Below are 26,230 nucleotides of genomic sequence, written 5' to 3'. Positions count from 1 at the left end.
CACCTTTTGTATTGCGATCATATGGATTTTGCTGATTGCGGGGTGAGAGTGCATAAAACAGAAAGATAGTGGAATAGTCAATTGTTTGATTCAGCATGAAAATTTATAATTTATTCATGATAATTTATCGCCTTGAAACTTGAATGAGAGCTCTGAATACAGTAGATTCTCTTAATCCAAAGACTTCTTAATCATTGATCAATCGAAATCATTTGTTTGTGTATCACAAGGGGGGGCTATGGAATGTGATAAGTTGTGGCGTGAGAAGCGCATAATCTCACTGTGCCAAAAGAGAGTATTTTTGGTGTTTTTAAAGATAGTCAAGTTTTACAGATAAAAGGGGACATATATGGAAATTGATGAAAGTTTGAAATGGCTTCGGCGTTCTGGAAAACTAACATTACCGCAGGCAGCATTATTGATAGCAGAAGTGAACCCCCTCATTTGTAGCTTTTCTAACGAAATAAGACCTGAAAAGGGTAATATTCACGAAGGAGGTAGTTTTGTAGGAAACTCTAAAATTGCTTTGTTTCGAGCTGTTTATAACGAGATGACAAGAGCAGGAGAAGAAGGGCAATTAAAGATAGAATGGTTCTACGATCAGTATCTTTCGCTTAATCCTATGGAGAATGATCGTATAGTTGCATATTCCACTGTTTCCATTGAGGATTTGAAAGAATGGCTTTTATCATGCGATAAGCGACCTAAATTTTTCTTTCCTGAGGATGATTCTCATGAAATGAAGGATCAAAAATATGGGTTTCAAGATCCAACGCATCCGCGCTATGCTCCAAAGCTCGCTGCGGTTGTTGCAGCATGGGAAGCGGTGAAGGAAGCTGCACCCAATAAAACTGTTAAACAAACACTTGAAAAATGGCTGCAAGAGCATGCTTCTCAATATAATTTATTGGATAAGAAAACTGATAAGCCAAACAATGGTGTCATTGAGCAGCTCGCAAGTGTTGCTAATTGGGAACCTAAAGGAGGTGCTCCAAAAACAATGGCTGCTGCTCCTTTAGAATAAGGAGATGCTAAAAAGAGTGATAATTCTGTTTTTTCTCGTGCTCTTGTGGATTGAAAAATACTTTATCTAGGGGGAGGTTTAAGGTAACCTCCCTTATGTTTTAGTGCGTTGTTTTTAAATGAAAAAATATTCTTTATCTTTTTTCTAAAGGCTTTTTATCATCATCATTTAGGGTGAAAAAGATCAAATAAAGCTGAAATCTCTCCCATAGTTTTCGTAACTTATCTCTCTATTTTTGTTGGATTTTTTTGGGCATCTTGCAATCCAAATTAAAAAAAATGGAGTCGAGAATGACTAAAATTCCCTCTTTTTTCCCTGTGCGTGAAAGCGCGAAAATTTTTCGGATAAGTGTACTGATATCTTGGCAGCGTATTGCTGATCAGATGATGCACAAATCGCTCACAAGAGGCGCATTATCGTGCTGGGAAAAATTCGTAACATCACTGTTATTAGAGCAAGCAAAGCGGAGGGTAATAAGCGCGACGCATAAAGAAACCTTGCTATGGACAGGACAAGATTTCTTTTCAACAGCCAATTTGTACAAGAGCAAAACGCGTTCTGTGGTACAACATTTAAAGGACATCATGAATGGTTTATAATAAAAATGCCAAAAAAAGAACGTGTGTATGGCGTGATCGCTATGAACTGGATTGCCATGCACCGGCACGCTGCCCCGCGCGTGATGACCAACACACCAATTTGTCTCTTGTGAAGGGGATGGAGGGATGCTTATTTCTGCATTGTGACGCTGGTTGTACATTTTTAGGAATGACAAGCATACTGAAAGCGATATGGCGGATAGAGAGAAGAATGTATCCTGCTAAAAATATGCGTGTTTTGGAAATAAAACTGACAATCAAAATAATTTTCTTTTGGAGAAAAATTTTCTCCATTTTTTCTCTGCGGAGAAATATGTTGAGCAAAAAAAAGCATCCAAGGCGCAAGAAATTTAGAAGTAAGCCCAATCAACCCAAAAATACTTTAGCATAGAGCTTTGGTGTGGAGATTTAGTATAGAGCTTTGGCGTGGAGCTCTTTGTGAAGGGATGGTTTGAAAGCTGAAAGTCTTCCTGTACAAGCTATATTGTCGATCTGTTACAGACGAGGCAGTGCATTTAAGTTAAGGCGATAGACAACATGGTGTTCTTTTTGAAGGAAAAGAAAGTGGTTTTGCATTGACTTCTGGTTTGTTACAGGAGCATGCTCTTTTTGGGAAAAAATTTTTACCAGCGAAATGATATGACTGAAGCTCTCAGATCATCAAACGTGCTTTACCGTGGCAATGTCTTACCGTAGCAATGGATGATGATGAAGCAGATTAACGGAGCAGACTTTTTTCTTGCGCTACATATGTATCAGCATGGCTCTTTTGAGAGCACCTAAAGAATCAGCTTTTCATGATGAGCCGCTTTCTCGAGGAGAAAAGTATGAACCAGTACGAGGACAACAGGTCATGAAAGCTTGTTCTTTATGAAACAGCCCTCCACAAATAAGCGATTAGGTAAGTGACTGAGCAAGCGATTGGCGAAATGACAATCTCTTACCATATCCTCGCATCCGGTAGAATTTTTTTGCTTCAGCTTACTATATTATATGATGACGTTTATGATATTGTTGAACGCTAAAAACGACGAAAGGAGCGGTTGCCCACTCCTCCGTTCCTATCTCCCCTTGCGGGGAAGCGGCCACCATTGCTGATGCCGTGTATGCTGGTATATATACGCTTATTTTTTTAAAAAGTCAATGGTGTAAACGCGGTAAATGTTTGAGCATAAGAGCTACGACTTTATGAAAGTCTTCTTCAGATAATCTTGGAACAGTATGCGAACAACTTAAGCGACTTACGGAAACCGTTGTAACATAATTGCAGATAATCCATGCTTTTTTATTTTCTATCGGAGACTGAAGTGGATAGGCGGCTGGATTATTGGGTTGTGATTTCGTCGAAAAAGGCAAAACCGTAACATTCCCATAGAGTTTTGCATTCTTAGAAAGCACTAAAACAGGCCGCTTTTTCCAAAATTCAGGCAATATTGAATCATGAGGAAAATCGCACCAAAAAACTTGCCTAATGCGGGGTGCCGATTTGATTCGTGGTTTTATATGGGGTGGTTTTTTGTAAGGAGCATTTAAATCTCCTACCCGCGCATGCTCCAGCCATGCATCATGATCATGTTCCATCATGATGTGCGGTTCTTCAAGTTGGCATATATCTAAGGGAGTGGGCGACGGAGTTGTAACAGGAGGCGTTGTATTCTTATCCTCAGGCATGGCAGACCATTCGTATTTATTGGTCCCCTCACTTCTTGTTTATCGCTTTTCCATCGCGGGCTTTTATCAAAATATTTCCGGTAAGTACAGAGAGGCGAAATAATAAAATGTATTGCGTCTGTTATTTCCTCTTTTGAGTCTTTTCTGGAGAGAGATACTGGGGGAAAGGAGCTGGTGTCGAGGAAAGATGTTTGGGGGAAGGGAGCATGTGGTTTCACCCTTATTTTTGGTTATCGTTTTTTAGCACCTGAGAGTATCCCTTTTGAAGCAATATAAAGGCTGATAAGCATGTAAAACAGACTGGCAACAACATTCCAACCAGCAAAGGAGAGAGAAAGAAAGCGCATAGACGCTTCAGAACAAGAAGGGGGATGGATGTTGTTCAAGAGATCGAACAGTTGGTTAGCGTCTGTTGTTTTTCTTATCACGCTTAAACCACAACTGGGGGGAGCTGGCCAAAAACCATATTCAATCCCTGTATGATATACTGCTAAAACAAAGCTAATGGACATTAAGACAAAAACGCAGAAAAATAAAAGTTGTATTCCAAAAGATATGCGGAAAAACCATGCTCCAAAACCCGCTAAAAGCAAAAATGGGAGGGCACCGTAATACGGAAAACGCTCAATGAGACATAAATCACAAGGAAGATATCCTCCCAGATGTTCAAAACCAAGTGCTAAGCCTATCGTGCTTGATAAGCAAAACGCTAGAAAAAAAGCCCATAAACTTAGCTCTTTTCTGCTTGGTTTAAGATGAAAATGCTTCTTTAAGATATTTTGGGAAGACAAAATGTGTGCCATTGAGCATATTCCTTAAAATAAAAGGTGCTTGTTCACAAAGGCTATGAAAATTCCATAAACCAATAGGAGAGTAACACAACAGATCAGGACAATCCATTTGAAATGGTGGGAAAGAAAATTCATTGCTTGTTGTCCAAAACGTTGAATGAGCCACGCAAGCAGGTAAAAACGAGCTCCTCTAGCAAAAATACAAATAAGAATGAAAAGTTCAAGATGTACACCCATGACACCTGCCAAAATCGTGACAATCTTGAGAGGAGGGAGGTGTAAAAAACCAGAAGTGATCAGTAAAATTATAAGAAATTGCAGTGTTGCACTGTTTTTCAGTGCTTCAAAACTTTCAACTTTACCATAAAACTCTAAAATTGGTTTGGCAAGTGTGTCATAGGCAAAATACCCAATAAGCCAACCGGCAATTCCCCCTAAAACAGAACATACAGTGGCAATAAAGGCATAGCGATAAGCCCGCTTGCGATGCACAAGTGCCATCGGGATATACAAAACATCTGCTGGGATCGGAAAAACAGAACTTTCAATAAAGGCAATAAACCCAAGCCAATGGGGCGCTGTGCGCCGATTTGCTAAAGAAATCGTCCAAAGCTTTAGTCTGTTCAATATCATGAGGACTTTCATAAATCTAAGAAGTAAAAACTTTACAAATTGTTCCCTTTAAATCCCATGGAGCATGCCTTCCGTAAGACTAGAGAGGCAAAATAATACGGATTCTTAAAAAACAAAAAAATCGGGTGTTGACGAATCTATCCTTCTTCATATAGTGCAGGGGGATAGTGGACAAGTCTGTCCTTTATGAATGGTGTGCGGGTGTGGTGGAACTGGTAGACGCGCCAGACTCAAAATCTGGTTCCGAGAGGAGTGTCGGTTCGAGTCCGACCGCCCGCACCACTTTATAGGCATTCCCCCTTATTTCCAGTAGGGCGTTTGGTGTGCTGTAGGGTGTTATCCTTTAAGACGATGAGAGAAGGCATATCCAGAGAGCCTAAAATACAATATCATCTTTGTCTGATTTCAGTTTTCTTTCCAGATTGGCTAAAAACCAGCCAGTTCATCACGGACCATCAATAATCTACGTGGGTTTTCTTTTAACAATTTCCTAAGCTTTTCTACGGTCACATCATTGACAATAAGACGCCGTTTAACAAGGGTGTCATTATCATCACTTCTTTGTATTCAAGAGGTTGTGAAAGAAGAGCAAGGGCTTGTTTTTTCTTTTCTCATTTGTCTCATTCCATGAGAATATCTTTTGTTTCTTGTCGTTTTTTCTGGTGTCTCCATTCTTGATACCATTCCTTTTGAAGATCATAGAGAGGGGCTAAAGCAGCTTTCATTTCTGGTGTTTTGCGTGTTGATGCTCTGCCAACAATGCCCCCCAGAGATGAGGGGCAATTTTCCAATTGGTATGTTGTTTTGGAGCAATACTGCACGCCATTTCCAATGATAGCAGCCAAGCCACATAAAGCAGAAGCAGCAATAAGATCGAGAGAGGATTGTTGGCTCTCAGCAACGTTATCAATAGAGCGGCTTAAGGTTAAAGGCACTTGTGCAACGTGAAGAGGATCGCTCAGTAAGAGGCTATATTGAAGCGGTTGTAATTTCTCTCAACCGTTTTGCTCATAAGGAATGGCTTTTAAACAAGCGTGCTTTTTTAAAGAGACTTATCGTTATCATTTAAAGGAGAATTATTCTCTCAAACATTTTTGCTCTCTTGTGCCATGTTATTTACCTTTGATACTGTGAAATCATTGAAATGAGAGCCATACGTGGCTTGCAGCATAAAGATATCAAAGCCTTGTTTATAAGCATGCGCAGCGAGGGTGAAACCTGCTTTATGACCCGCATCATCGCCATTTATTGCACTGGTGAGACGGGCTTTGATATCGGGTAAATTTGCACGCATCATTTCATTGGCTGAAAGGAATGTTCACAAACTCACAGGGTGCGATAACAAACCAGAGAACAAAGCGGGTTTACTATCAGAATTATAATACTGAAGATCTTCTTCTTTGTGTTCTCATTCCTCAGAAAAGTATTAAAATATATATTCAAAATGATAGCAAATGTTCGTAATATTTATTATTTTTTTAATATAAAAATATGGTAATAAAATAATTTATGTATTTTTATAGTGTTTATAATTGTTCAAGGATAATAAAATGAAGCAGAATTTGAAATTATTGGGTGCTTTATTGATTATGGTTGGATGTTATCAGGCTCAATTGCCTCAAACGATTGCAGGTATATGGGAGAAATATGGTGCAAATCAATTTGAAAAAAAAGTTCTTGTTCATGGTGACCAAGAAGATTTTCAGAATGATCCTGCATTTATAGAATGGTGTATAGTAAATGACAAGCATCCGGATTGTAATCCTTTAGAATCTGGCAATCCACGGAAGCTTAGCAAAACTCTTGGGCACTGGGACTGACACGGATAAAATGGTGATGTAATCTCTTTAACTGATGAAACAATGGACATGGAAAACCTATAAAAGACGGCTCTAACAAAAAAGTAGCTTCACTCTTTAAAAGCTGAGAAAGAGTGATATTGTTGATGGGGCACGGATAAAGCGCTGTGGGTTGGAGGGAAACGCATCTCATGCAACAGAGCATTTGCAAGTGGGGACTCCGTCATGGTTTTTGATTTGCGCGCTTCTGTTTCTCTTGTGATTGCGGCATTGGTGGCAAAGGGAGAGACAATTGTCAATCGTGTCTATCATCTTGATCATGGATTTGAGAGGTTAGAAGAAAAAAGCGTGTGATCATAAGTTTGTTTCCTTAGTAAACTAATTCTTCTGAGCGCTTTTATGATCTCTCTAAAAGGACAGCTAGCATAACAATAGAATAAGGGACGCTCATCATTTCCATTGGCAAGGGATAAATCAGCCAACCTATCGTTATGGGCAGGACAAGGGGCAAAAGTCCATAACGTCCACGCCAGACACCGTACAAGACATGTGTTATGTTCTGAACATTCCTATAATTGTGTATTTTCTCATCCTATAATATTGCTTCACAGGACAGTTTTTCTATATAAAGCACTGATAATAGCTATGATTGTTCTTGAAGCGAGAAACTAGAATATAAAAATATATGGATTGTTTTATAATATGAAAAGTTATTATAGAGGATGAAATGAAGAAAATCTTAAAATTATTGAGCGGAATAGCGTTGTTCATTATATCTGGATGTGGCTCAGATCAAACTCCTCTAACGATTGTAGATGCGTGGGAAAAGACTGGTGCAGATAGGCTTGAGATAAAAAAAGCATTGTTAGAATGTGGAACACAGGCTTTTTCTGATCTTCCTTCAGAAAAAGACTTGAGCGTTCGTGAAAGACTCAATGCACAGGCATCCGTTGATGCTTGCATGCTCCAAGCGGGATTTCATAATAAATTTAAAGAGACGCAGTGGTGTGAGCATGAGAAGTATAAAGATTATAATCTTCCCATTTGTCAACCTGATGCTGTTATTCCTCAGCGAAGTGTTGAGATACGCTTAAATAGTCCTCATTGTAAAGAGAATAAAGATCAACCAGAATGCCAGCCTTAAGTTTTGCTGCTTGTGATGAGAAACAATCTCCCCTCCTTGTTTTTGCTTAGAATGGCGGGGATTGTTTCTTTTATCCGCCCTCCTAGCACTGTCTATGAAGCAATATAGCATAAAGAATGTGCTGAATTTTCATTGCGCAAGGCGTTGGTAAAACTTTGTGTATTCATATCACTGTAAATTTTCTCATCCTGTGATGTTGCGTCACGGGACAGTTTTTTATCCATAATTTGGGGAATTTAGAAAGCCTTGTCACGTAAGGACGAACAAGGTTTTTTTTATGCCGCGTTACTTTGGTGGTGCGTTTTTGCTTTCTCGTTTACATTTATCAGATCTGATTGTAACCAACGCGATAAAAAACTAAATTTTAAGGGCTTTGGTAAAGATTCATTGGCCACATGACCTCGGAATGTTGAAACACTCATATGAAGCAGTTTTGCATTTTCATGCGCAGTAAAAAGGGTATCATTCATTATAAAATCTTTTCAAGATAAAAAATTCAAATAAATCGATAACCATTTCGTGAGCCATATTTTTGAGCCATGGGAAAGTAACTTTGCTCATAAAAACAGTATCTTATTAGATTTTTTCTGAGATGACTCCTTATAAGTCCTATAGAGAAAGAATGAGAGAAAAGAGAGAGAAAAAGTTCTCTACAGATCATGAGGGAAGACATGTCATTTCTTAACTTTGACCGGTGATATAAGCAGCCCATGTCTCCATCAAGAGAGGGTGCTGTTCTAAAGAGTTTGTATAAACGATAAGGTACGCTCTACTTTACTCACACCCTACGAGCTAGAATGATTTCTGCGACCTCATAAGGGGTATTTGTTGTTCTTACGGCTTTTGCTTAAGCTTGTAAAAGGGATGAGCAGAAAGAAACATTTATAGCATTTGAGATTGTTGAAACTATTCCTCTCTATGCAGTGGAAAATTTGGTTATAAAAATCCTCATGAATATTAAAAAAAAACGATATGACCTTTTTTATCGTTCTCTTTTCGCTCTTTAAGGGCAGATCTTCACAACCTGAGAAACAATAAAACCCCTGCCTTTGGTAGGGGTTTTAGCAATTTAATTTTGCAGTGAATTAAAATTTATAAGCAAAACCAATGCGGAAATCATTAGTTTTGTAGCCAATTTCAAGTTTATCTTTTTCGAATACTTTTTTACCAAAATCCGAATAACGATATTCTGCACGCAGGATAAGACTCTCAGTCACTCCAAAATCAATACCGCAACCAGCTGTAAAACCAACCATTATTTTTGTTTTGTCGAACACATTGCCAGAAGCGAGTATTGTAGATGGATCTTCTTCTGATTTTGCTAAAAGTGATACGATATATTGCATCTGTGCATAAGCAATACCACCTGAAACGTACGGCATGATATAATCAGAAGCAAGGCCAAAACGTACACGCATAGCACCAGCCCATGTTTCTTTTAAAGTGATACTGCTTACAAGCTGATGACCGATATCGAGGATCGTCTCATCAGGAGAATCAGGTTTTTTAATTTGAATGCCAGCTTTTTCAAAGGTTGTATTAATAGACCCTAATTCGTCAGCGTTTCGAATTTTTTTTCCATTATCTGTCTTTGTGTCTTGTCTACCAGAGAAGACCGCATCTGTATCAATACTGAGAATAAAGTCATTGCCTATAGCAATATTAGATCCCCCATAAAGGCCGACTATGAACCCTGAAGGTTTAGGTGATAAATCTTTATCAATCCAAGGCCATTTTCCAGTATTAAGATCTTGAGAGTAAGTAAGGGCACTTGTGCTTGAGAAGCCACCAATTTGCCCTCCAAGATAAAGTCCGGTCCAAGAAAAAGGTTGAGAAATTACAACCTGTGAATAACCTGATCTTGATGCTGGATAAACACCGCTCTCAGCTGTTCGCACTGGATAAATACCGTTCTCAACTGTTTGTACGGGATAAACATCACTAACAGATGCGCGCACTGGATAAATACCGCTACGCGCTGCGCACACTGTAGAAGAGGTCATTAAAATCGCAACAGAAATCGCAATTAAACATTTTGTATTCATATGAACACCTAATTTATTTTAAAACAGGCCCCTCATTATGCATACTTTAATTAAAAAAGCCATATCTGTATAAAAATAAGACACTGTATGGGTTTTACAGTGGCCAATCTTTAAAGAGTTGCTCAAGTTTGTTTGTGGTGCCAGCAAACCAAACAATGCGTTATATTTTTCAAGCATTTTCTTGATATTTTACTTAATATCTTTCTTATCTTAAAGAATGCTCTTTAACATACAATGAGTAAATGTCTAATTCTTTGAGAACCACTGTTTTAAATGTGCAAAAATATTATCTATTGCATCCATGAGACGGGTGAAATCAAGAATTAATAAAAAGATGATAAATGCAATCCATTTCATAAGACGAGACATCATTTTAATGCTTTGATAGGTCATGATCATTTCCTGAAGCATTTCTTTTTCTGTGTCCGAAAGCTCTATGTGTTTTTCAGTTTTTCTTCTGGCCATGTTTCCATCCACACAAGCGTTCACCCTGTTTATTGTGCTTTAAAATCTCTCTTGCTAAGTTTGAGCTAATGGCGTTCAGATCTTGCTGTTTTAAATAAATTGGCAACCAACCAACACAAGAAGAGCTATATTTATTTGTCGCGCAACCAGTCAGAGAGAGCAGCACGCACATCAGCATCACTTTTTTGATTAATTTCATTTTCCACCTCAAGCCTTGTTGTTACTGTCTTTAGAGCGTTTTCTGTTTGCTTTTGCTGTTCAGCTTTTTTTCCGAGGCTAAAAGCTTTTGCTAAAACAATAAAAAAAGCGGCTAAAGCCGCTCCTGTTAGCATTAAATTTTTTTTCACCCACCAGATCATAGACGATGCTCCTGAAAGCGCTTAGCAACAAAGAAAATACCAGCACATGCGGCTAAAATCATAATGGTGGCCAAGGCCCATTGAATCGGACCGTTTCCTGCTAACAAGCCTCCAAGCCCAGAAAAAGAACCAATAATCGGTGCAAGCGCTTCTGCTTTGAAAAAACCCGTTGGTGCTTGCGTTTCGACTGTTTGATAATTGGGAGAAACATAAGCCCCTTTCGCCCATAACCCTGCTTCTGCTGCACGCCGGTGTACGAGACCTTGAAGACGCTTCCCGCCTGCTTTTGTCCATTTTTGTAATTCAGATGGCACCGCTTCATATTCACCATTATTGAGCTTTTTTAACAGTGTCGAGTTGCAAAAGGCTGCCGTTCCTATATTATAGCAAAAGGATACTAATGCCGCGAATTGTTCATTTGTTAAGGAAACTTGAACTGCTTGTTCAACAGCATTTTCAAATTGTTTTAAATCTTGGCAAAGAACATTTTCGGCTTGTTCTTCAGTGACTGTCATGCCTTTATGGACAAAGGGTTTTCCGGCAGAGCTTGTATGTCCATAACCGATTGTCCACACACCAATGGCATCTTTATAGGCACTCAAACGCAAACCTTCCCATTGCTTAATCATTGCAAGTCCTTCTTTTGATATTTTTCGCATAAACTCCTCCATAAAAAAAGCCTCACATCAAGTGAGGCTGACTGACATCTTAAAAAAATCATTTCTCTTCTATTCTTGAAGATTGGGAGAGAAATGAAACTTTGACGAAACCATGAGGTTGGTAAAGAGGCTCACGGTGTGATTGGGTTGCGGTTGTGGTTAGATTGTGGTTTGGGTTGTGTTTGGGGTGTGATTTGAGTGTGGTGGGGGACTTATTGATGGTTATGTTTTCACAGCACCTATGAGGCTGAAATTACCAATGATTATTGAAATTTAAGAGCTGGAGATAAAAGTTACCATTCTAGAGAAATGCTATGAGAGGAGTGTTTAAAAGCATATGTTTCTCCCGCTTATGCTCTTCCAAAAGCACTTAGTATTTTGCCTCTCCGGTATCCAGCTGGACATTTATTATCAATGCAATAGCTCTGAAACTTTGGATGGCTTTAAGATCTACCTGTTTTTGAGATACAGTGTAAGAGGTAAGCTGTTTATACTTTTTGCATCTTATAAATCAAGACAAGAGGTGAATTTGCCAATATACAGAAACACACTCCCCTTATTCTGTAAGCCTGAATACAGTGCTTCTTTGCCACGCATATTGGCAAAAATATTAAAATTACATCATCAGAGATTTATATTCACGCGTTCTTTTCTTATGTGCTGAAACAGAGACAGCTTTTCCCTCTACTGTGACTAAGTTTTTCTCAAATCTTTCAGCAAGCGTTTCGTTTTTTTTGTTAACCTTTTGATGTTCAGCCTCTGGATTTAATTTTATATATTCCGCAAAACGCCTTACACCTTGTGTGTGTTTGTAAAATTTGGGAGGAAGATATTGATCCACAATTTCAGGAGGCACAGGAGTATCTGGTTTACATAACACACCGCTCACATTATCCTGATGCATTCTCATCAATTTATCAGATTCGGTATAAAGCTTTTTGGCAAAGGCTAAACTAAAAATTCCACATTCAGCACAACTACGCTGAATGTCCATTTCTGCTAGAGAAAAATGACAATCAGACAATTGGTAATCCTGAAGAGCTTCTTGTATTCCAAATTTTAACTCAAACAAGCCCATACCATCGAATTTTGTGGGGTCAAACAATATAAGGGATGTTTTGCCATCAATGGTTTGATGATCGATGGTGGCAAAATGTGTTAAGAATATCCCTGTGTTTACTATATATCTGGAAGATTGAATTCCACTATCAAGTGTTTCCTTTAATGATAGAGGAAACTCTTCAGGTCCTCTCACAAATTTAAGTTTCATCTCTGGATATTTAAGATTTGCTTGCTTTACCAGAGAGGGCATCATTTCAAGATCTAACTCAGCATAATCACCATCAATCCAAAGATCACTGGCGAGGTCACTCTCTAATTTTGAAATAACACTTTTTAATTTTTCATGATAGAGTGCGACATTTCCTTCTTTCTCGGCGGTGTTATCCTCTAAACGTGCGAGAAGGCTTGCCAATGATTCATTTGTGCTCTCACCTTCTTGTGTTGGTGGTGAACTATGAGCGGTATCTTTTGAACCGTGTGGTTTCATAATCTTAACCTCCATATTTATAGTAAATACGGAACACTATTTTCTCAATTGTGTCTTCATTATGTTTATATATTGATTTTACTTCTCTTGAAAAGTGAGCTACCAAGGTGATGTTTACCATCTTAGCAATTTTTGTGAGAAGGTTTTTTAAGCAGAATGATAGACCTTTTTGATACCATGATATTGCTCTCCTTTGCATCTGCAAAATTTGTAAAAAGTGAGAAGCATGCTCATCTATAAGCCTGAATACAGCGCTTCTTTGCCATGCATATTGGCAAAAATATTAAAATTATATCGTCAGAGATTTGTACTCAGAAACTCTTTTCCGATGAAGCGAAACAGAGACAGCTTTTCCCCCCGTTTCAACTAAATTTCTTTCAAATCTCTCTAAAAGCGTTTCGTCTTTTTTGTTGACTTTTTTATGTTCAGCTTCCGGATTTGATCTTACATATTCCCTAAGACGCCTTGCACCTTGTGTATGTTTGTAAAACTTAGGAGGAAGATACAGATCTACCTTGTCAGAAGGTAAAGGAGTGTCTGGTGTACATAACACACCACTAACATTATCCTGATGCATTCTTGTCAATTTACCAGCTTCGATATGAAGCTTTTTAGCAAGAGCTAAACTAAATATCCCACATTCAGAGTAGCTGCGCTGAATATCCATTTCCACCATGGAAAAATAACAATCAGGCAATTGACAATCTTGAATGGCTTGTTTTGTTCTCAATCCTAACATAGCCGCGCTTCTATTATTAAACGTTGTAGGTTCAAAAAATAGCAGGGATGTTTTGTTGTCAACAGTTTGATGATCGATGGCTGCAAAATGGATCCTGTTCGTTCCTGTGTTCACTATATATCTGGAAGATTGAACTCCGTTATCAATTGCTTCTTTTATCAACAGAGGAAGGTCTTCAGGTTTCATAGCAAGTTTAAGATTTAAACCCAGATACTTATCATTTGCTCGGTCTACCAGGGTTGGCATCATTTTAAGATCTAACTCGGCATAATAGGCATTCATCCAACGGCCATCGGCGAGGTCATTCTCTAAGTCTGAAATAATATCTTTTAATTTTTCACGATTGAATATGACACTTTCTTCTTCTTTCTCGGCAGCGCTATCCTCTAAACGTGCGAGAAGGCTTGCCAATGATTCATCTGCACTCTTACCTTCTTGTGTTGTTGATGAACTATGAGCGGTATCTTTTGAACCTTCTGGTTTCATAATCTTAACCTCCATATTCATGGCTAATGTGGAATATTTTCTACCAAATTATGTCTTAATTATGTTGATATATTGATCTTACTTCTCTTGAAAAGTGAGCTACCAAGGTGATATTTACCATCTTAGCAATTTCTGTGAGGAGGTTTCTTAAGCAGAATGATAGACCTTTTTGATGCCATGATATCGCTATCCTTTGCATCTGCAAAATCTGTAAAAGGTCAGAAGCCTGCTCATCGATAAGCCTGGATACAGCGCTTCTTTGCTATGCATGTTGGCAAAAATATTACAATCACATCGTCAGAGATTTGTACTCAGAAACTCTTTTCCGATGAAGCGAAACAGAGACAGCTTTTCCCTCCGTTTCAACTAAATTTCTTTCAAATCTCTCTAAAAGCGTTTCGTCTTTTTTGTTGACTTTTTTATGTTCAGCTTCCGGATTTGATCTTACATATTCCCTAAGACGCCTTGTACCTTGTGTGTGTTTGTAAAACTTAGGAGGAAGATACGGATCTACCTTATCAGAAGGTAAAGGAGTGTCTGGTGTACATAACACACCGCTGATATTATCTTGATGCATTCTTGTCAATTTGTCAGATTCGGTATGGAGCTTTTTGGCAAGAGCTAAACTAAATATCCCACATTCGGTATGGCTTTCTTGAATATTCATTTCTACCGTAGAAGAATGACAATGAGGCAATTGTTGTTTTTGGATGGCTATTTGTGTCCTTATTGCTAGCAATGATGACATTACAGCATCGATGTTTGCAGGTTCAAAAAGTATCAAAGATGTCTGGTTACCGATCGTTCTATGATCGAGCACCGCAAAATGAAGACCCCCATCTTTGATGCCAACTATATATCTAGAAGATTGAATTCCGGCATCAATTGCTTCTTTTATTGAGAGGGAAAGCTCTTCAGGTGTCATAGCAAGTTTAAGATTCATGCCCGGATGCTTATGATTTGCCTTATTTACCAGAGCGGGCATCATTTTAAGATCTGACTTTACATAATGGGGATTGTCTCTAACCCAGCTCCCATCAGCAAGATCACGTTCTAGATCTGCAATAATATTTTCTAATTCTTCATGACTGAATGGGATATTTTTTTCTTTTTCGAGGCTGAACTTTTCTAAATTCGCAGAAAGATTTTCTAATGATTCCTTTGCACACGCACCTTCTGGCGTTTGTGATGAACTATGCGCAGTATCTTTTGAACCTTGTGGTTTCATAATCTTAACCTCCGTATTCATAGTCAATACGCAACACTATCCCCTCAATTGTGTTTTCATTATGGTTATATATTGATCTTACTTCTCTTGAAAAGTGAGGTGCCAAAGTGATGTTTTATATCTTAGTAATTTTCATTAAAAAGCTTTTTAATGAAAATTACAGATCTCTTATAGGGATTATCCTGGTGCCCTTTGCATCTCCAAAATCTGGAAGTGAGAAGCCTGTTCATCTATAAACCGGAATGCAGTGCTTACTTGCCGTGCATAGTGGAAAAAATACTAAAATGACATCATCAGAGATTTATACTCACGCGTCCTTTTCCTATGTGCTGAAACAGAAACAGCGTTTCCTGCTAATTCAACTAAGGTTTTTTCAAATCTCTTTGGCAGAGTTTCGCCTTTTTTATTGACTTTTTCATTTTCAGAACCCGGATTTGATTTTATATATTCCCTAAGACGTCTCACACCTTGTGTGTGTTTGTAAAATTTGGGAGGAAGATATTGATCCACAATTTCAGGAGGCACAGGAGTATTTGGTTTACATAAAACACCGCTGATATTATCTTGATGCATTCTCATCAATTTATTAGATTCAGTATGAAGCTTTTTGGCAAAGAATAAACTAAAAATTCCACATTCAGAGAAACTACGCTGAATATCCATTTCTACCATGGAAAAATGATAATCAGACAATGGGCAATCCTGAAGAGATTCTTGTATTCCCAATTTTACTGCAATCGAACCTATATTATCGAATTTTGTAGAGTCAAACAATATCAGGGATGTTTTGCCATCAATGGTTTGATGATCGATGACTGCAAAATGTATTATGCTCATCCCTGTGTTCACTATATATCGGGAAGATTGAACTCCGTTATCAAGTGTTTCCTTTAATGATAGAGAAAAGTCTTCAGGTGCCCTCACAAAGTTAAGTTTCATTTCTGGATATTTAAGATTTGCTTGCTTTATCAGAGAGGGCATCATTTCAAGATCTGACTCAGCATAATCACCATCAATCCAACGATCACTGGCGAGGTCACTCTCTAATTCTGAAATAACACTTTCCAATTTTCCATGATCAAATACGACACTTCCTTCTTCCTTGGCAGCGCTATTCTCTGAACTTGCAGGAAAACTTTCTAAGGATTCATTTGCGCACGCACCTCCTTGCATTTGTGATGAACTATGAGCGGTATTCTTTAAATTGTGTGGTTTCATAATATGAGCCTCCGTATTCATAATCGGTGCTCAATATTATTTCCTTAATTCTGACGAAACAATGTTTGGCATTGATGCTAAAAGGTAAAGCGATAAAATATCTTTTACATCTCAGCAATTTTTGTGAGAAGGCTTTTAAAGTAGAATGATAGGCTCTTTTGATGTCATGATATTGCTATCCTTTGCATCTTCAAAATCTGTAAAAAGTGAGAAGCATGCGTGTATTTGTAGCTTCATGTTTTAAAATGAAAGCTTTTAGCACTCCTTTTGCTTGCCAGACTTATTGTATCGCTTACAACAAATTTCTTCATGCATGGTAGCAAAAATATTAAAATTACATCATCAGAGATTTATATTCACGCACTCTTTTCTGATGTGACGAAACAGAAACAGTCTTTCCTTCTACTTTAACTAAGCTTTTCTTAAATCTCTGTGAAAGCGTTTCGTCTTTTTTATTAACTTTTTCATTTTCCGCACCTGGATTTGATTGCACATATTCTTTAAAACGTCTTCTACTTTGTGTGTGTTTGTAAAAACTCGATGGAAGATACGGATCTACTTTATTATAAGGTAGAAAATCATCCGATCGACATAACGCGCCGCTAATATTATCCTCGTGCATTTTTGTCAGCTTCTCAGATTCGGTATGAAGCTTTTTAGCAAGAGCTAAACTAAAGATCCCACATTCAGAGCGGCTTCGTTGAATGTTCATTTCCACCGTAGTAGAATGACAATGAGGCAATTGTTGTTTTTGGATGGCTATTTGTGTCCTTACTGCTAGCATTGATGACAGTACAGAATCGATGTTTGCAGGTTCAAAAAGTATCAAAGATGTCTGGTCACCGATCGTTCTATGATCGAGTACTGCAAAATGAAGTCCCCCGTCTTTGACACCAGTGATATATCTGGAAGATTGAATTCCAGCATCAATTGCTTCTTTTATTGAGAGGGAAAGTTCTTCAGGTGTCATAGCAAGTTTAAGATTCATGCCAGGATACTTATGATTTGCCTTGTTTACCAGAGCGGGCATCATTTTAAGATCTGAGCTTGCATAATGGGAATTGTCTCTGACCCAGCTCCCATCAGCAAGATCACGTTCTAGATCTGCAATAATATTTTCTAATTCTTCATGACTGAATGGGATATTCTTTTCTTTTTCGAGGCTGAGCTTCTCTAAATTCGCAGAAAGATTTTCTAATGATTCCTTTGCACACGCACCTTCTGGCATTTGTGGTGAACTATGCGCAGTATCTTTTGAACCTTGTGGTCTCATAATCTTAACCTCCATGTTCATAATTGACACTTAATATTATTTCCTAAATTATGGCAAAATTACCGCATAAATGAGAGCAAAATTCTTTTTAAATAGTATCTTATATCGATTTTCTTCCTACCTTGAAGAGTAAGCCGGTGAGAGTATTTTTAAAGTTTTAGAAATTTTCGTAAGAAAGTTTCATAAATGAGGATTATAGGCTTTTTAGAGCTGCGATTCTTGTCTCTTTTGTTTCTTCAAAATCTGTAAAAAGCAAAAAACTTGGGTGTATTGGTAACTTCAGCTCGATGTTTTACAATGAAAATTCTTTGCACGCTTTTCATTTCTTATGCTCTTATTACCGCGCAATAACCGTGGAATTTTTGAGAATGCTGATTATCTGTTTTTGAGAGAACAGCTCCATTTCATCCTAAGAGGCAAACTGCTCATATTGCTTGCGTTTTATAAACTGAAACAAGAGGTAAATCTATCAACGCGAATTTGATCTATCCTAACCGGTTAACCTGAAGGCAGCGCTTTATTTACTCTGCAGATGCGCAAAAATATTAAAAATCTATATCATCAGAGATTTGTATTCACGTATCCTTTTTCTATGTGCTGAAACAGAGATAGCTTTCCCCTCTACTGTGACTAAGTTCTTCTCAAACCTTTCAGCAAGAGTTTCGCCTCTTTTGTTCACCTTTTTATGTTCAGCTTCCGGATTTGATTTTACATACTTCCTAAAACGTTTTCTCCCTTGCAGGTGCTTGTAAAAAGTAGGTGGAAGATACTGGTCCAATTGTTCAGATTGCAAAGGAGTCCCTAGTTCGCGTAACACACCGCTCACATTATCTTCGTGCATTTTTGTTAAGCTGTTAGCTTCGGTATGAAGCTTTTTGGCAAGAGCTAAACTAAACGTCCCACATTCAGAGAAACTATGTTGAATACCCATGGCCGCTATGGAAAGAAAACAATCAGGTAAGGGATAACACTTAACCGTTGCTTGTGTCCTTATTGCCAGCATCTCGGTCTGCATACTCTTGAGAGTTGTAGGCTCAAAAAATATTAAGGATGTCTTTTCTTCAATGGTTCGATGATCGATCACCGCAAAATGAATTCCCCCGCACTTTATACTAAGGATAAATCTAGAAGCGTAAATCCCATTTTCAATGTCTTTTTTTACTAATCGGATAAATTCGCGAGGCGTTAGAGCAAGTTTAAGATTCAAGCCTGAATATTTACGGTTTGCTCGCTCTATGAGGACTGGCATCAACTCAAAATCCATTTCGGCATAATCAGTTCTTATCCATTCCCCATTAGCGATATCATTTTCTAGACCTACAATAATATCTTTTAATTTTTCATAATTGTATGGGATATTTTCTGCTTTGGTAGCGCTCTCAGGGTGCTCTAGAAGACTTGTTAATAACTGATTTCTGCTTTCATCTTCTTGTGTTTGCGATGAACTCTGGCCAGTACTTTCTGAATCTTGTGGCTTCATGACATTAATCCACATGCTAACAGTCGGTATTAAACACTATTCTCGCAATTAAGACTTAATTATGTTTAAATATTGTTTTTTAACGTTGGATATCATGCAATGGAACTATCTTTTAAGTTTGAGTCATTTTTATAAGAGAGTTTTTCAGAGTCGTATGAGAGGTCTTTTAGAATCAAGAATCTCAGCGTTTTCAGTATATACAAATCTCTCAATTATTCGCAGCTTAAGTGCGTTTGCGAATTTGTCTTGGTATTAAAATATTTCGGCATTAAAAAAGAAGAGATTTGTGAGGTCTTTTCGCTTGATCACCGCAGTGATTGATTTCGTAACCATATTGGGAAAGTCTTGCCCTGAATATTCCGTGAATGTTCCGTTCAAGCTTATGTTTTATGAGAGGAAGAGATCTATGGATGCATCAATTGTGGTTGTTTTTGCTGATGATCTGACATTTCAGATATGTGACACCTTTTATAAACATGTTACGTTGGTGTTATAACGATTATTATATTTCTCGTAATTGTTTGGTTGATGCAAAAAGGAGACAAAATAAAGGCAGTGCTGTCTTTTTCATACACCCACTTCCGTTGCCCTAAAGAACCATTGCCTTAAAGGACACTGTTGATGTCTTAAAAAGCACAGTTCACAATTCGTAGAAATTTATATTTATGATTTGTAGAGAGGTATGCTCTAGAGAGAGAGAAAGGAGAATATAGACACAAAAAAACATACCCCGCAGATGTCATTAAATACTATTTTTCGTATACTGTCAATAGAAAAGTATAATCTTGTGTTTTTTATTTTAGCTCATCCGCTTTGTGGAGCGACGCTTGCTGTTTTTATCGGAAGTTTTTTTGAATGCGGAAAAAGAGCGATTTTTCTCTCTTTTGGGGAAGAAAAATGTGGTTGTGTCAAGATTAAGACACTGAAGTTGCTTGTTTTGATGCAGGCGGTTTTTGTGGTGGTGGGTGCTGGTGTGGTGGGCTGTTGGTGGGGAAGCCTCTTTTTTCTTTGCGTTCTTACACTTTAGTTTTGCAATAAATTTTTAAGCTGTTGTTCATGGAACAACAGAGTGTCATACTGTATGGAGATGGGGGCGTAATATGGAAATATTGACGCATCTTTATTTTCATTTGTGCTCGTTCTTTAGACAATCAGCAGAAAAAAAGCGGGAAGCAGGAAAGACAAAGCGGGCATAAATTTAACCTTCAAAATATTTATGAAGCGCATTAAGAATAATGCGCAATGAACAGACCAGATAGGGAAGTGGTTGGTCTTCTACAACAAGATATTGTAACGCGGCATGAAAGTCATGTTGGCGATACAGATGTTGTGTTTCCTTAATCACTTCTTTCATGTTCTCATAGCGATCGGTTGCTTTTTGAATCCATTGTTTTTGTGCCTTTTCATCGGATGCGTGCGTAAAATCATCATAATAGCCATTTGGCAAACCTTTTGCACATAAATAGTCGTTTCTGATTTGTAGATAGCGTTGCGCAGTATCATATTGCTCTTTACTGATGCTCGATATCTCTTGTTTATATCCAAGTAAACAAAGACGCCCAATATAGGTACCGACAAGTGGGTTTTTGGCCTCTTCTATGGTCAAACCAAAGTGTTTAGCACGCATTTCAATGGTCTGTTGAGGAGATGGTGTGTGTGGTTTTTGCGCACGTGAAATACGGCCATTGGGTTCTCTTAGCTTGCCTGTTATTCTGGGTCTACCGCGTTTTTTACGTATTTTCATGAACTTAACCATTTGGATTGGAAAGAAATTGTCTGTTTAAGAGGGGGGCAATTAAAAAAACACTTGAGAGAATACCCCCATGAGGAACGTACAACGGAAGGGGATTGATGATAAAAGAGGCAGGGTTGTTTTGTTTCTCTCAAAGGAGAGCAACGTTCCTTCAATGGCAGAATAATCTCTGTCACAAATTGTGCATCACTACTTTTATCGTGTCATTTATAGCTGATGATTTTCTCTCTCTAGAAATTTTCAAACTGTTAAGAAATTGAAGAGCACTGTTTGCAAAATGGGAACAAAAAATACAATGGTCTCTCATGCTTTCGGTAATAAGCAGAGTGTTTCCTGAAATGTTGTTTTATTTTTCGCTCTGTTCGAGGAGTCTCTGCAGAAGTTTTCAAGCTTTGCTTGAGAAGCCGTTGTTTTGTACAGTGCTAAGAAGCTTGATGCGCATCACTTTGTTGGGCATTTTTCATATCCTTTTTAGAGGAAAAAATTAACATATTTTAAACAGAATATATCTGAAAAAAGCAAACACAATCTCCTATATATAGTATCACAAGAGTCCTTATCTTTTCAAATAAAATATCTATAATAGAGCGATAATACAATGTTAATAGCAAAATGAGTGAGAAAATTATCCAATTTGGCTGGTTTTTTTGATTAGCCATTTTCTTTATAAAGATATCCTTTATAGAGTGCAAATATAAACTCTTTCTCTTTGCTGTTTTATAAAAATGAACCTGACCATGAATGTTCTGAAATGATAGGATGGACTCTTAAAACAGCTGTTTTTTTCTACAGGTCTATTCTTTTGCAAAGGTTTGGGGAGCCTTCTTGGAAACAGGCCAGATATCTTCTTGATGGGAACTTTAAAGGGTAGACTTGAAAATTTTCATTAAGACTGCTACACACACTTTTAATGCATAAGTGAGCAAATGCCTCCATATTGCCTGTTGGTTAAACACAATGCAAAGAGCTGTAGCGCTATTCATGCTGCTTTTTGGTTTGGCAATAAACGTACATTTATAGGGGTCTGAGGGCTTTTTCTTGTATATGTTCGTGTATGGGGAATAGTGAGGGAGCTTTAGCAGAGAAAAAGTGAAGAAGCAGGGGCTTATAAGTATGTGTATGAACAAATCACAACACCAATCTCTCCAGGGTGAGGCAGCTGTTGCGTCACAAGGAATGTGTGGGAAAGAATCCCAGCTTTCTTCTTTCAAAAAAGCTTTGTTTCTCTCAAAAAAAGATTATGTCATTCTCTTCTGTCTCTCTCTTCTAGCGTTGGTTTTTGTTATTGCTGTAGGATACATAAAGCCTCTGGAATTTTTTCATGTTGTATCCCAGGAACAGCTTAAAGCAATGCTTCAGGGAAGTGCTCACAAAACGCTTCTGGAAAATTTGAAAGATTTAACTTTGGCACAATTTTCTTTGGGTGGAATGTCTATGACAGAATTTTTGCGTGCCGCTGGGTGGAATGGCGTTTGGGCCTTTCTGTGTATGATGCTGCAAGCGATCTTTGGTATTACTGGAGTACTCTTTCCACTTGTTTTTGTTTTCCACTTTATCTTGAATCGTGAATTAAAAGAAATGATCCAGAAATTGGAAAAATCATCCGAACAGCACGATCCAATTCTTTCATAGAACAGGATAGGGAGGGAAAAATGGATTTTTTGGCAATATTGATGGCACTCTTAACCACTGGCTCAATGATTGTAATGAGTATCATGGTAAGTTTTTGTGGCTCTATGGCAATTGTTGCAGTTTATTACTCTTTTATTAAGCGTCTTCTTCGTGCACAAGCGCTTTCCAAGACCTTTAAAAAACTAAAAAATGGCGCAACACAGCTTTTGAGCGGTCATGAGAGGGAAGGAAAAGAGCAGGGATCAACGTTTAACACGAGAGTTTATCTCTCTTCGTTTAAAGAATCTCTCTCTCTTTCAAAAAAGGATTATAAAAGAATATTCATTGTCTCTCTGAGTGTGTTTGTCCTCATCTTTGTACCTTTTATCATCTTAACTGGTATAGAGGTACAGAAGAAATTACAAGGAATGGACCTGAAACAATTGATGAATAGTGATCCTGCATTATTTGCTGTGCATACGCTGTTCTCTCAATTAGTGTTTTTGATCGTGGTATTGGTTGCTTTCTCTTTACCAGTGCTTTTAGTGCTCTATGGTATACTCAATCAGTGCGTGAAAAAGAGGATGAAAAGATTGGAAACGTTTGCTTAAGCGGCAACGCAATCGATAAGGATACAGAAGGCGAAAGGGGAACAAGTGCTTCTTTTTTTAGGATTTTGGGGTCTTTTAGGACTCATCATCATGGCCATTTTGGTTGGCATGGCTACCATCGGGCTTCATTATTTTTTCATTAAGCGTGTAAGATTATACTTCAACATGCTTGAGGAACTAAAAAAGAATACAACGCATTCATTGAATTCTCACCAGAGGGAAACCACGGAACAAAATTCAGCATTTGATGCAGCTGTACCTGTTTTTCAGTTTAAAGAATCTCTGTTTCTTTGGCCAAGAGAGTTGAAAATAATCTGTATCCTCTCTCTTATCATAGTGCTTTTAAGTGCCTCACTCGCTACAGCAAATATGGCAGGTTGGAAGAGTGACACGAGTGTTTTTTTCCTTCTGCTGGTAAATTGTGTAGTGTCATGTTTTCTTTTCTTTGCACCGTTCATTGCGCTGTTGTGCATAAAATTGACTGGTAAATTGAAAAAAACGATCCAGCAACTGGAAGAGGCAACTGCGCAACAAGAGAAAACAATTTGCATGCAGGACGTGCGTGGAGGAAAAAATGACGAGTAGTTTTGCAACACTCTTGGGCCTCTCTTTTCTGTTTTCGGTAATAATGGGCTTTTTAAGTAACGTGCTCATTTTGTCCATTTATTATTTGTTTTTCAAGCGTGCGAGGCTGTATTGTAAAGTAAAAAAAGAACTGAAAAAAGTGCTGCAAGAACGCGATGCAATGGTTGAGAAACAAGTAAAATAAGAAAGCAAAGTGAAGCAGGATTTACTCTTTGAGAAAAAGGCTGTTTTTTCGTTATTTGGAGAATCTCTCTCTCTCTTTTAAAAAAGATTATAAAAGAATGTTCTGGACACTAACATCATCAAAGAGCATTTCGCTTGATCATAGCGATGTATGAAAATTCCTCTGCATTTAAAATTTCTTACAGTGTTGATGCATTGCGAAAAATTGGGGGAAAAAGGCGGGAGAAAAAAGGCGGGCTCGTTTCGTGGAATGTGGTTGGTTACGTGATGTTGCTATGACTCATTTTGTTTTGGGCATGTCTTCTTGTCCTTTTACCTCTCTTTTACACAGGAGCGTAAATTGAAAAAATTATTCAGCAATTGAGAGAAGAAGCGAAACAACAAGACAAAACCATTTGTCTATAGAACGTCAGAGAAAAGGAAAATATGTACTCTTATGGTTCTATTCAATAAATAGCTTCGCTATTCTCGGAGTCGTATTCTTATCCCGTACATCCACACAAATGTCATTGTACGTTTTTACCATAAAAGATGATGCGTTAAATTTTATGAATATAAAGGTTTATTGAAAGCAATCAGTTGTTAAGAAAAACAAAGAGTTTTTTTATACAAGGTTAAGAAAAGCTTAAAAAATTAAAGAAAATGAAAAAAATGAGGGCAAATGAAGGGGAAAAATTCAACGCTTGATGAAGAACCGCACCCTTTTTCATTCGAAAAGGCGTTTCTTTCAGCGAAAAATTATAGAGTCATCTTTTACATCTCTGTCATCTTGATGCTGTGTAGAGCGGCTTTTATTTTCTCAATCTTTTTAGATTGGGAGCCGGCAGAGTGGCAAAAAGTCATTCTTTCTGTTCTCTATATATTACAGGAAGTTATATGGTTGTGTATTCTGGTCTTCATACCCGTTATGTTGGTGCTTCGCATCATCGTGACGTGTAAGTTGAAAAAAACCATTCAACAATTGGAAGAAGTAATCTGCAAACGAGACAAATTTCTACGAGACGAGACGTCTAAAGAGAAATGAGGGGAAAATGCGCAGTGATGTTATAGGGTTAATTCTTGGAGCGGAATTGTTTGGAGAGGTTGTGTTCGTTCTCATTAGCATGTTCATTCTTGCGCTGTATTACTCTTTATTCAAGCGTTGGAGATTGTATTGCCAGTTAAAAAAAGAACTGCGCCTCGTGCTTAGACATAATAACACACTTCTGGAGAGGTCATGGAAGGACGAACCAGCGGTTCAGCAAATGTGTAAAGAAGAAGTCATGCTGCAGCACACAGGTGTACAAAAACAGCAAGAAGAGCCTTGTGTAGATTATGATGATGACGAAATTCTCACTATGGAAAGCGCAACAGCACTGTTGAAAAGTCTAGGGTGGTCGGTGGAAATTGAAGGAGGAGGTGATCATCTTGCGACCTATCATTTACCGGATCGTGAAGTGCAATTTCTTTATAATGATAAGAAAGTGAAGGATTTTCCCCAATTTGATTGCGGACTTGTGGTCACAAGCGGCATTCTTGCTGCTGCTTGCCAGATACTTGACCCTAGAAATTCTGAAACTTTACCAGATCTAGAACTGAATTTTGAGGCTAAGAGACTTGAAATTTTTGAGGAAAGGGTGCGTGTGGGGCATTTAAAGCAGGCGCTTGATGAAGCTTTAAAATGGGCAATGAAAGCTGTTGATCTTCGTAAAGTACTTCGTGCCCAATATGGTACTCCACCTTGGGAAAGGGATGAGACTAAAAGAGGGCATACTGCTTTGCTTCATCTTGGAGCTCTGGCGTTGCTTGGTGATGTTGAGACTTTACTCTCTTATAGAAAAAGTTTTGCACAAGGCCGTCGACGTGGCTTTGAGGAAGGTCTCTTCGATACAAACATCAAAGAAATTCATCTTGAGCATGCTGTGGTGTTGGCCAAAGAAAGTGCTAAGACAAAGCATCTCAGTTATGACTTGCTTGAACGGTTTGAGAAAGAGTTGTATAGAAAACCACGCTCTTTCTTGTTTGAAGAGGCATTTCTTTCAGCGAAAACTTATAAAGTCATCTGTTCTCTTGTTGTCATCATTCTGGTGGGGAGTACAGTCCTTGGTATACCACTCTTCTTAGAGGGGCATAAAGATTTTTTTGCTACTGTTATTGGAGTGCAGTTACTGATAATGATATACGCTCTCATTTTAATCCCAGTTATGTGGGGGATTCAGGTCTTCTTGGGATATTTGTTGGAAAAAAATATCCAGAAACTCGATGAAGCAATCTTCAGATGGCATAACATAAGCCGTCTATAAGACAACCCGTATAAAGGGTGAGGGGAAAATGGACATTAATTCT

At 38.1% G+C, this 26,230-nt stretch carries 30 protein-coding genes, 1 tRNA gene and 1 pseudogene; 12 read left to right on the top strand and 20 right to left on the bottom strand.

The genetic code is table 11. The features are described 5' to 3' along the window. Window positions 1-349: 349 nt before the first annotated feature. Window positions 350-1,024, top strand: coding sequence for a hypothetical protein (locus J7R13_RS00510; RefSeq protein ID WP_208436992.1), 675 nt, complete (start codon window positions 350-352; stop codon window positions 1,022-1,024). Window positions 1,025-1,314: 290 nt separating this feature from the next. Further along, window positions 1,315-1,623, top strand: a complete 309-nt coding sequence (locus J7R13_RS00505) for a hypothetical protein (RefSeq protein WP_208436991.1) — start codon at window positions 1,315-1,317, stop codon at window positions 1,621-1,623. Between the two features lie 39 nt (window positions 1,624-1,662). On the opposite strand, the gene J7R13_RS00500 is transcribed toward J7R13_RS00505, so the two are convergent. The 4 genes from J7R13_RS00500 to J7R13_RS00485 all read right to left on the bottom strand — a co-directional run bounded on the left by J7R13_RS00500 (window position 1,663) and on the right by J7R13_RS00485 (window position 4,718). Next, entirely contained in the window at window positions 1,663-1,917 is a 255-nt protein-coding gene (locus J7R13_RS00500; RefSeq protein ID WP_208436990.1) for a hypothetical protein, read from the bottom strand. An 846-nt stretch (window positions 1,918-2,763) separates the two neighbouring features. After that, window positions 2,764-3,294: a type II toxin-antitoxin system PemK/MazF family toxin gene (locus tag J7R13_RS00495; RefSeq protein ID WP_208436989.1), complete on the bottom strand. Its 531-nt coding sequence runs from the start codon at window positions 3,292-3,294 to the stop codon at window positions 2,764-2,766. 230 nt (window positions 3,295-3,524) lie between these two features. Further along, the gene (locus J7R13_RS00490; protein ID WP_208436988.1) at window positions 3,525-4,097 is read right to left on the bottom strand and encodes a disulfide bond formation protein B; all 573 of its coding nucleotides are present in this window, start codon (window positions 4,095-4,097) and stop codon (window positions 3,525-3,527) included. A gap of 12 nt (window positions 4,098-4,109) precedes the next feature. Beyond that, entirely contained in the window at window positions 4,110-4,718 is a 609-nt protein-coding gene (locus J7R13_RS00485; protein ID WP_208436987.1) for a YqaA family protein, read from the bottom strand. Between the two features lie 197 nt (window positions 4,719-4,915). Between J7R13_RS00485 and J7R13_RS00480 the strand changes: the two genes are divergently transcribed. Continuing rightward, window positions 4,916-5,000 (top strand) — tRNA-Leu (locus J7R13_RS00480). Between the two features lie 144 nt (window positions 5,001-5,144). On the opposite strand, the gene J7R13_RS09790 is transcribed toward J7R13_RS00480, so the two are convergent. Both J7R13_RS09790 and J7R13_RS09785 read right to left on the bottom strand, forming a co-directional pair. After that, entirely contained in the window at window positions 5,145-5,228 is an 84-nt protein-coding gene (locus tag J7R13_RS09790) for a hypothetical protein (RefSeq protein ID WP_281432487.1), read from the bottom strand. A gap of 110 nt (window positions 5,229-5,338) precedes the next feature. Beyond that, entirely contained in the window at window positions 5,339-5,653 is a 315-nt protein-coding gene (locus tag J7R13_RS09785; protein ID WP_281432474.1) for a DUF3987 domain-containing protein, read from the bottom strand. A gap of 2 nt (window positions 5,654-5,655) precedes the next feature. Between J7R13_RS09785 and J7R13_RS09780 the strand changes: the two genes are divergently transcribed. Further along, window positions 5,656-5,787, top strand: coding sequence for a hypothetical protein (locus J7R13_RS09780; protein WP_281432473.1), 132 nt, complete (start codon window positions 5,656-5,658; stop codon window positions 5,785-5,787). 15 nt (window positions 5,788-5,802) lie between these two features. On the opposite strand, the gene J7R13_RS00470 is transcribed toward J7R13_RS09780, so the two are convergent. Next, entirely contained in the window at window positions 5,803-6,015 is a 213-nt protein-coding gene (locus J7R13_RS00470) for a hypothetical protein (RefSeq protein WP_208436986.1), read from the bottom strand. A gap of 253 nt (window positions 6,016-6,268) precedes the next feature. On the opposite strand from J7R13_RS00470, the gene J7R13_RS00465 reads away from it, so the two are divergent. The 3 genes and pseudogenes from J7R13_RS00465 to J7R13_RS00455 all read left to right on the top strand — a co-directional run bounded on the left by J7R13_RS00465 (window position 6,269) and on the right by J7R13_RS00455 (window position 7,661). Next, complete coding sequence (locus J7R13_RS00465) at window positions 6,269-6,538, top strand: hypothetical protein (protein ID WP_208436985.1); 270 nt, start codon at window positions 6,269-6,271, stop codon at window positions 6,536-6,538. A gap of 127 nt (window positions 6,539-6,665) precedes the next feature. Continuing rightward, window positions 6,666-6,871: pseudogene (locus tag J7R13_RS09900) on the top strand (UDP-N-acetylglucosamine 1-carboxyvinyltransferase); the annotation flags it as partial. Between the two features lie 373 nt (window positions 6,872-7,244). Continuing rightward, window positions 7,245-7,661 carry a hypothetical protein gene (locus J7R13_RS00455; protein ID WP_208436984.1) on the top strand — a complete coding sequence of 139 codons (417 nt, stop codon included), beginning with the start codon at window positions 7,245-7,247 and terminating at the stop codon, window positions 7,659-7,661. 275 nt (window positions 7,662-7,936) lie between these two features. Here the strand turns inward: J7R13_RS00455 and J7R13_RS00450 are convergent, their stop codons facing one another. The 12 genes from J7R13_RS00450 to J7R13_RS00400 all read right to left on the bottom strand — a co-directional run bounded on the left by J7R13_RS00450 (window position 7,937) and on the right by J7R13_RS00400 (window position 19,162). After that, window positions 7,937-8,131, bottom strand: coding sequence for a helix-turn-helix transcriptional regulator (locus tag J7R13_RS00450; protein WP_208436983.1), 195 nt, complete (start codon window positions 8,129-8,131; stop codon window positions 7,937-7,939). Between the two features lie 615 nt (window positions 8,132-8,746). Further along, complete coding sequence (locus J7R13_RS00445) at window positions 8,747-9,706, bottom strand: outer membrane protein (RefSeq protein WP_208436982.1); 960 nt, start codon at window positions 9,704-9,706, stop codon at window positions 8,747-8,749. A 246-nt stretch (window positions 9,707-9,952) separates the two neighbouring features. Continuing rightward, a complete protein-coding gene (locus J7R13_RS00440; protein WP_208436981.1) occupies window positions 9,953-10,171 on the bottom strand; it encodes a hypothetical protein in 219 nt (72 codons plus the stop codon). Beyond that, window positions 10,152-10,370 (bottom strand): hypothetical protein, encoded by a 219-nt coding sequence (locus J7R13_RS09490; protein ID WP_246786256.1) that lies wholly within the window; start codon window positions 10,368-10,370, stop codon window positions 10,152-10,154. Before J7R13_RS09490 ends, J7R13_RS00440 begins: the two co-directional genes overlap by 20 nt. Continuing rightward, window positions 10,303-10,530 carry a hypothetical protein gene (locus J7R13_RS00435; RefSeq protein WP_208436980.1) on the bottom strand — a complete coding sequence of 76 codons (228 nt, stop codon included), beginning with the start codon at window positions 10,528-10,530 and terminating at the stop codon, window positions 10,303-10,305. The genes J7R13_RS09490 and J7R13_RS00435 overlap by 68 nt, the downstream gene beginning before the upstream one ends. Beyond that, a complete protein-coding gene (locus J7R13_RS00430; protein WP_208436979.1) occupies window positions 10,527-11,189 on the bottom strand; it encodes a lysozyme in 663 nt (220 codons plus the stop codon). Before J7R13_RS00430 ends, J7R13_RS00435 begins: the two co-directional genes overlap by 4 nt. Window positions 11,190-11,805: 616 nt before the next feature. Further along, window positions 11,806-12,738 carry a YopJ/AvrA family T3SS effector serine/threonine acetyltransferase gene (locus J7R13_RS00425; protein WP_208436978.1) on the bottom strand — a complete coding sequence of 311 codons (933 nt, stop codon included), beginning with the start codon at window positions 12,736-12,738 and terminating at the stop codon, window positions 11,806-11,808. A 289-nt stretch (window positions 12,739-13,027) separates the two neighbouring features. Beyond that, on the bottom strand, window positions 13,028-13,963 hold the full coding sequence (locus tag J7R13_RS00420; RefSeq protein ID WP_208436977.1) for a YopJ/AvrA family T3SS effector serine/threonine acetyltransferase: 936 nt from the start codon (window positions 13,961-13,963) through the stop codon (window positions 13,028-13,030). A 289-nt stretch (window positions 13,964-14,252) separates the two neighbouring features. Beyond that, a complete protein-coding gene (locus tag J7R13_RS00415; protein ID WP_208437268.1) occupies window positions 14,253-15,191 on the bottom strand; it encodes a YopJ/AvrA family T3SS effector serine/threonine acetyltransferase in 939 nt (312 codons plus the stop codon). Between the two features lie 279 nt (window positions 15,192-15,470). Further along, window positions 15,471-16,409, bottom strand: coding sequence for a YopJ/AvrA family T3SS effector serine/threonine acetyltransferase (locus tag J7R13_RS00410; RefSeq protein WP_208436976.1), 939 nt, complete (start codon window positions 16,407-16,409; stop codon window positions 15,471-15,473). Between the two features lie 334 nt (window positions 16,410-16,743). Next, window positions 16,744-17,682, bottom strand: coding sequence for a YopJ/AvrA family T3SS effector serine/threonine acetyltransferase (locus tag J7R13_RS00405; protein ID WP_208436975.1), 939 nt, complete (start codon window positions 17,680-17,682; stop codon window positions 16,744-16,746). Between the two features lie 553 nt (window positions 17,683-18,235). Next, window positions 18,236-19,162, bottom strand: coding sequence for a YopJ/AvrA family T3SS effector serine/threonine acetyltransferase (locus tag J7R13_RS00400; RefSeq protein ID WP_208436974.1), 927 nt, complete (start codon window positions 19,160-19,162; stop codon window positions 18,236-18,238). Between the two features lie 787 nt (window positions 19,163-19,949). Between J7R13_RS00400 and J7R13_RS00395 the strand changes: the two genes are divergently transcribed. After that, window positions 19,950-20,189 carry a hypothetical protein gene (locus tag J7R13_RS00395; protein ID WP_208436973.1) on the top strand — a complete coding sequence of 80 codons (240 nt, stop codon included), beginning with the start codon at window positions 19,950-19,952 and terminating at the stop codon, window positions 20,187-20,189. 171 nt (window positions 20,190-20,360) lie between these two features. Here J7R13_RS00395 and J7R13_RS00390 read toward each other — a convergent pair whose 3' ends face one another. Then, entirely contained in the window at window positions 20,361-20,906 is a 546-nt protein-coding gene (locus J7R13_RS00390; protein WP_208436972.1) for a hypothetical protein, read from the bottom strand. A 1,122-nt stretch (window positions 20,907-22,028) separates the two neighbouring features. Here J7R13_RS00390 and J7R13_RS00385 point away from each other — a divergent pair. From J7R13_RS00385 to J7R13_RS00370, 4 genes are all read left to right on the top strand, one after another. Continuing rightward, the gene (locus tag J7R13_RS00385; RefSeq protein WP_208436971.1) at window positions 22,029-22,547 is read left to right on the top strand and encodes a hypothetical protein; all 519 of its coding nucleotides are present in this window, start codon (window positions 22,029-22,031) and stop codon (window positions 22,545-22,547) included. A gap of 20 nt (window positions 22,548-22,567) precedes the next feature. After that, window positions 22,568-23,137 (top strand): hypothetical protein, encoded by a 570-nt coding sequence (locus J7R13_RS00380; RefSeq protein ID WP_208436970.1) that lies wholly within the window; start codon window positions 22,568-22,570, stop codon window positions 23,135-23,137. Window positions 23,138-23,182: 45 nt separating this feature from the next. Further along, window positions 23,183-23,722 carry a hypothetical protein gene (locus J7R13_RS00375; protein ID WP_246786246.1) on the top strand — a complete coding sequence of 180 codons (540 nt, stop codon included), beginning with the start codon at window positions 23,183-23,185 and terminating at the stop codon, window positions 23,720-23,722. Between the two features lie 1,214 nt (window positions 23,723-24,936). Further along, window positions 24,937-26,187 (top strand): DUF6990 domain-containing protein, encoded by a 1,251-nt coding sequence (locus J7R13_RS00370; RefSeq protein WP_208436969.1) that lies wholly within the window; start codon window positions 24,937-24,939, stop codon window positions 26,185-26,187. Window positions 26,188-26,230 lie beyond the last annotated feature (43 nt).

It is taken from the genome of Bartonella taylorii 8TBB, assembly GCF_902825155.1.
In the GTDB taxonomy this organism is placed as follows: domain Bacteria; phylum Pseudomonadota; class Alphaproteobacteria; order Rhizobiales; family Rhizobiaceae; genus Bartonella; species Bartonella taylorii_A.
The sequence above is the reverse complement of the archived record's forward strand: the minus strand, read 5'-3'. Positions and strand labels throughout refer to the sequence as shown.

Excerpts from the sequence above, each read along its gene's own strand:
- J7R13_RS00510 (WP_208436992.1), top strand. The coding sequence starts at position 350 with ATGGAAATTGATGAAAGTTTGAAATGGCTTCGGCGTTCTGGAAAACTA.
- J7R13_RS00505 (WP_208436991.1), top strand. The coding sequence starts at position 1,315 with ATGACTAAAATTCCCTCTTTTTTCCCTGTGCGTGAAAGCGCGAAAATT.
- J7R13_RS00500 (WP_208436990.1), bottom strand. The coding sequence starts at position 1,917 with ATGGAGAAAATTTTTCTCCAAAAGAAAATTATTTTGATTGTCAGTTTT.
- J7R13_RS00495 (WP_208436989.1), bottom strand. The coding sequence starts at position 3,294 with ATGCCTGAGGATAAGAATACAACGCCTCCTGTTACAACTCCGTCGCCC.
- J7R13_RS00490 (WP_208436988.1), bottom strand. The coding sequence starts at position 4,097 with ATGGCACACATTTTGTCTTCCCAAAATATCTTAAAGAAGCATTTTCAT.
- J7R13_RS00485 (WP_208436987.1), bottom strand. The coding sequence starts at position 4,718 with ATGATATTGAACAGACTAAAGCTTTGGACGATTTCTTTAGCAAATCGG.
- J7R13_RS00470 (WP_208436986.1), bottom strand. The coding sequence starts at position 6,015 with ATGATGCGTGCAAATTTACCCGATATCAAAGCCCGTCTCACCAGTGCA.
- J7R13_RS00465 (WP_208436985.1), top strand. The coding sequence starts at position 6,269 with ATGAAGCAGAATTTGAAATTATTGGGTGCTTTATTGATTATGGTTGGA.
- J7R13_RS00455 (WP_208436984.1), top strand. The coding sequence starts at position 7,245 with ATGAAGAAAATCTTAAAATTATTGAGCGGAATAGCGTTGTTCATTATA.
- J7R13_RS00450 (WP_208436983.1), bottom strand. The coding sequence starts at position 8,131 with ATGAATGATACCCTTTTTACTGCGCATGAAAATGCAAAACTGCTTCAT.
- J7R13_RS00445 (WP_208436982.1), bottom strand. The coding sequence starts at position 9,706 with ATGAATACAAAATGTTTAATTGCGATTTCTGTTGCGATTTTAATGACC.
- J7R13_RS00440 (WP_208436981.1), bottom strand. The coding sequence starts at position 10,171 with ATGGCCAGAAGAAAAACTGAAAAACACATAGAGCTTTCGGACACAGAA.
- J7R13_RS09490 (WP_246786256.1), bottom strand. The coding sequence starts at position 10,370 with ATGAAATTAATCAAAAAAGTGATGCTGATGTGCGTGCTGCTCTCTCTG.
- J7R13_RS00435 (WP_208436980.1), bottom strand. The coding sequence starts at position 10,530 with ATGATCTGGTGGGTGAAAAAAAATTTAATGCTAACAGGAGCGGCTTTA.
- J7R13_RS00430 (WP_208436979.1), bottom strand. The coding sequence starts at position 11,189 with ATGCGAAAAATATCAAAAGAAGGACTTGCAATGATTAAGCAATGGGAA.
- J7R13_RS00425 (WP_208436978.1), bottom strand. The coding sequence starts at position 12,738 with ATGAAACCACACGGTTCAAAAGATACCGCTCATAGTTCACCACCAACA.
- J7R13_RS00420 (WP_208436977.1), bottom strand. The coding sequence starts at position 13,963 with ATGAAACCAGAAGGTTCAAAAGATACCGCTCATAGTTCATCAACAACA.
- J7R13_RS00415 (WP_208437268.1), bottom strand. The coding sequence starts at position 15,191 with ATGAAACCACAAGGTTCAAAAGATACTGCGCATAGTTCATCACAAACG.
- J7R13_RS00410 (WP_208436976.1), bottom strand. The coding sequence starts at position 16,409 with ATGAAACCACACAATTTAAAGAATACCGCTCATAGTTCATCACAAATG.
- J7R13_RS00405 (WP_208436975.1), bottom strand. The coding sequence starts at position 17,682 with ATGAGACCACAAGGTTCAAAAGATACTGCGCATAGTTCACCACAAATG.
- J7R13_RS00400 (WP_208436974.1), bottom strand. The coding sequence starts at position 19,162 with ATGAAGCCACAAGATTCAGAAAGTACTGGCCAGAGTTCATCGCAAACA.
- J7R13_RS00390 (WP_208436972.1), bottom strand. The coding sequence starts at position 20,906 with ATGAAAATACGTAAAAAACGCGGTAGACCCAGAATAACAGGCAAGCTA.
- J7R13_RS00385 (WP_208436971.1), top strand. The coding sequence starts at position 22,029 with ATGTGTATGAACAAATCACAACACCAATCTCTCCAGGGTGAGGCAGCT.
- J7R13_RS00380 (WP_208436970.1), top strand. The coding sequence starts at position 22,568 with ATGGATTTTTTGGCAATATTGATGGCACTCTTAACCACTGGCTCAATG.
- J7R13_RS00370 (WP_208436969.1), top strand. The coding sequence starts at position 24,937 with ATGCGCAGTGATGTTATAGGGTTAATTCTTGGAGCGGAATTGTTTGGA.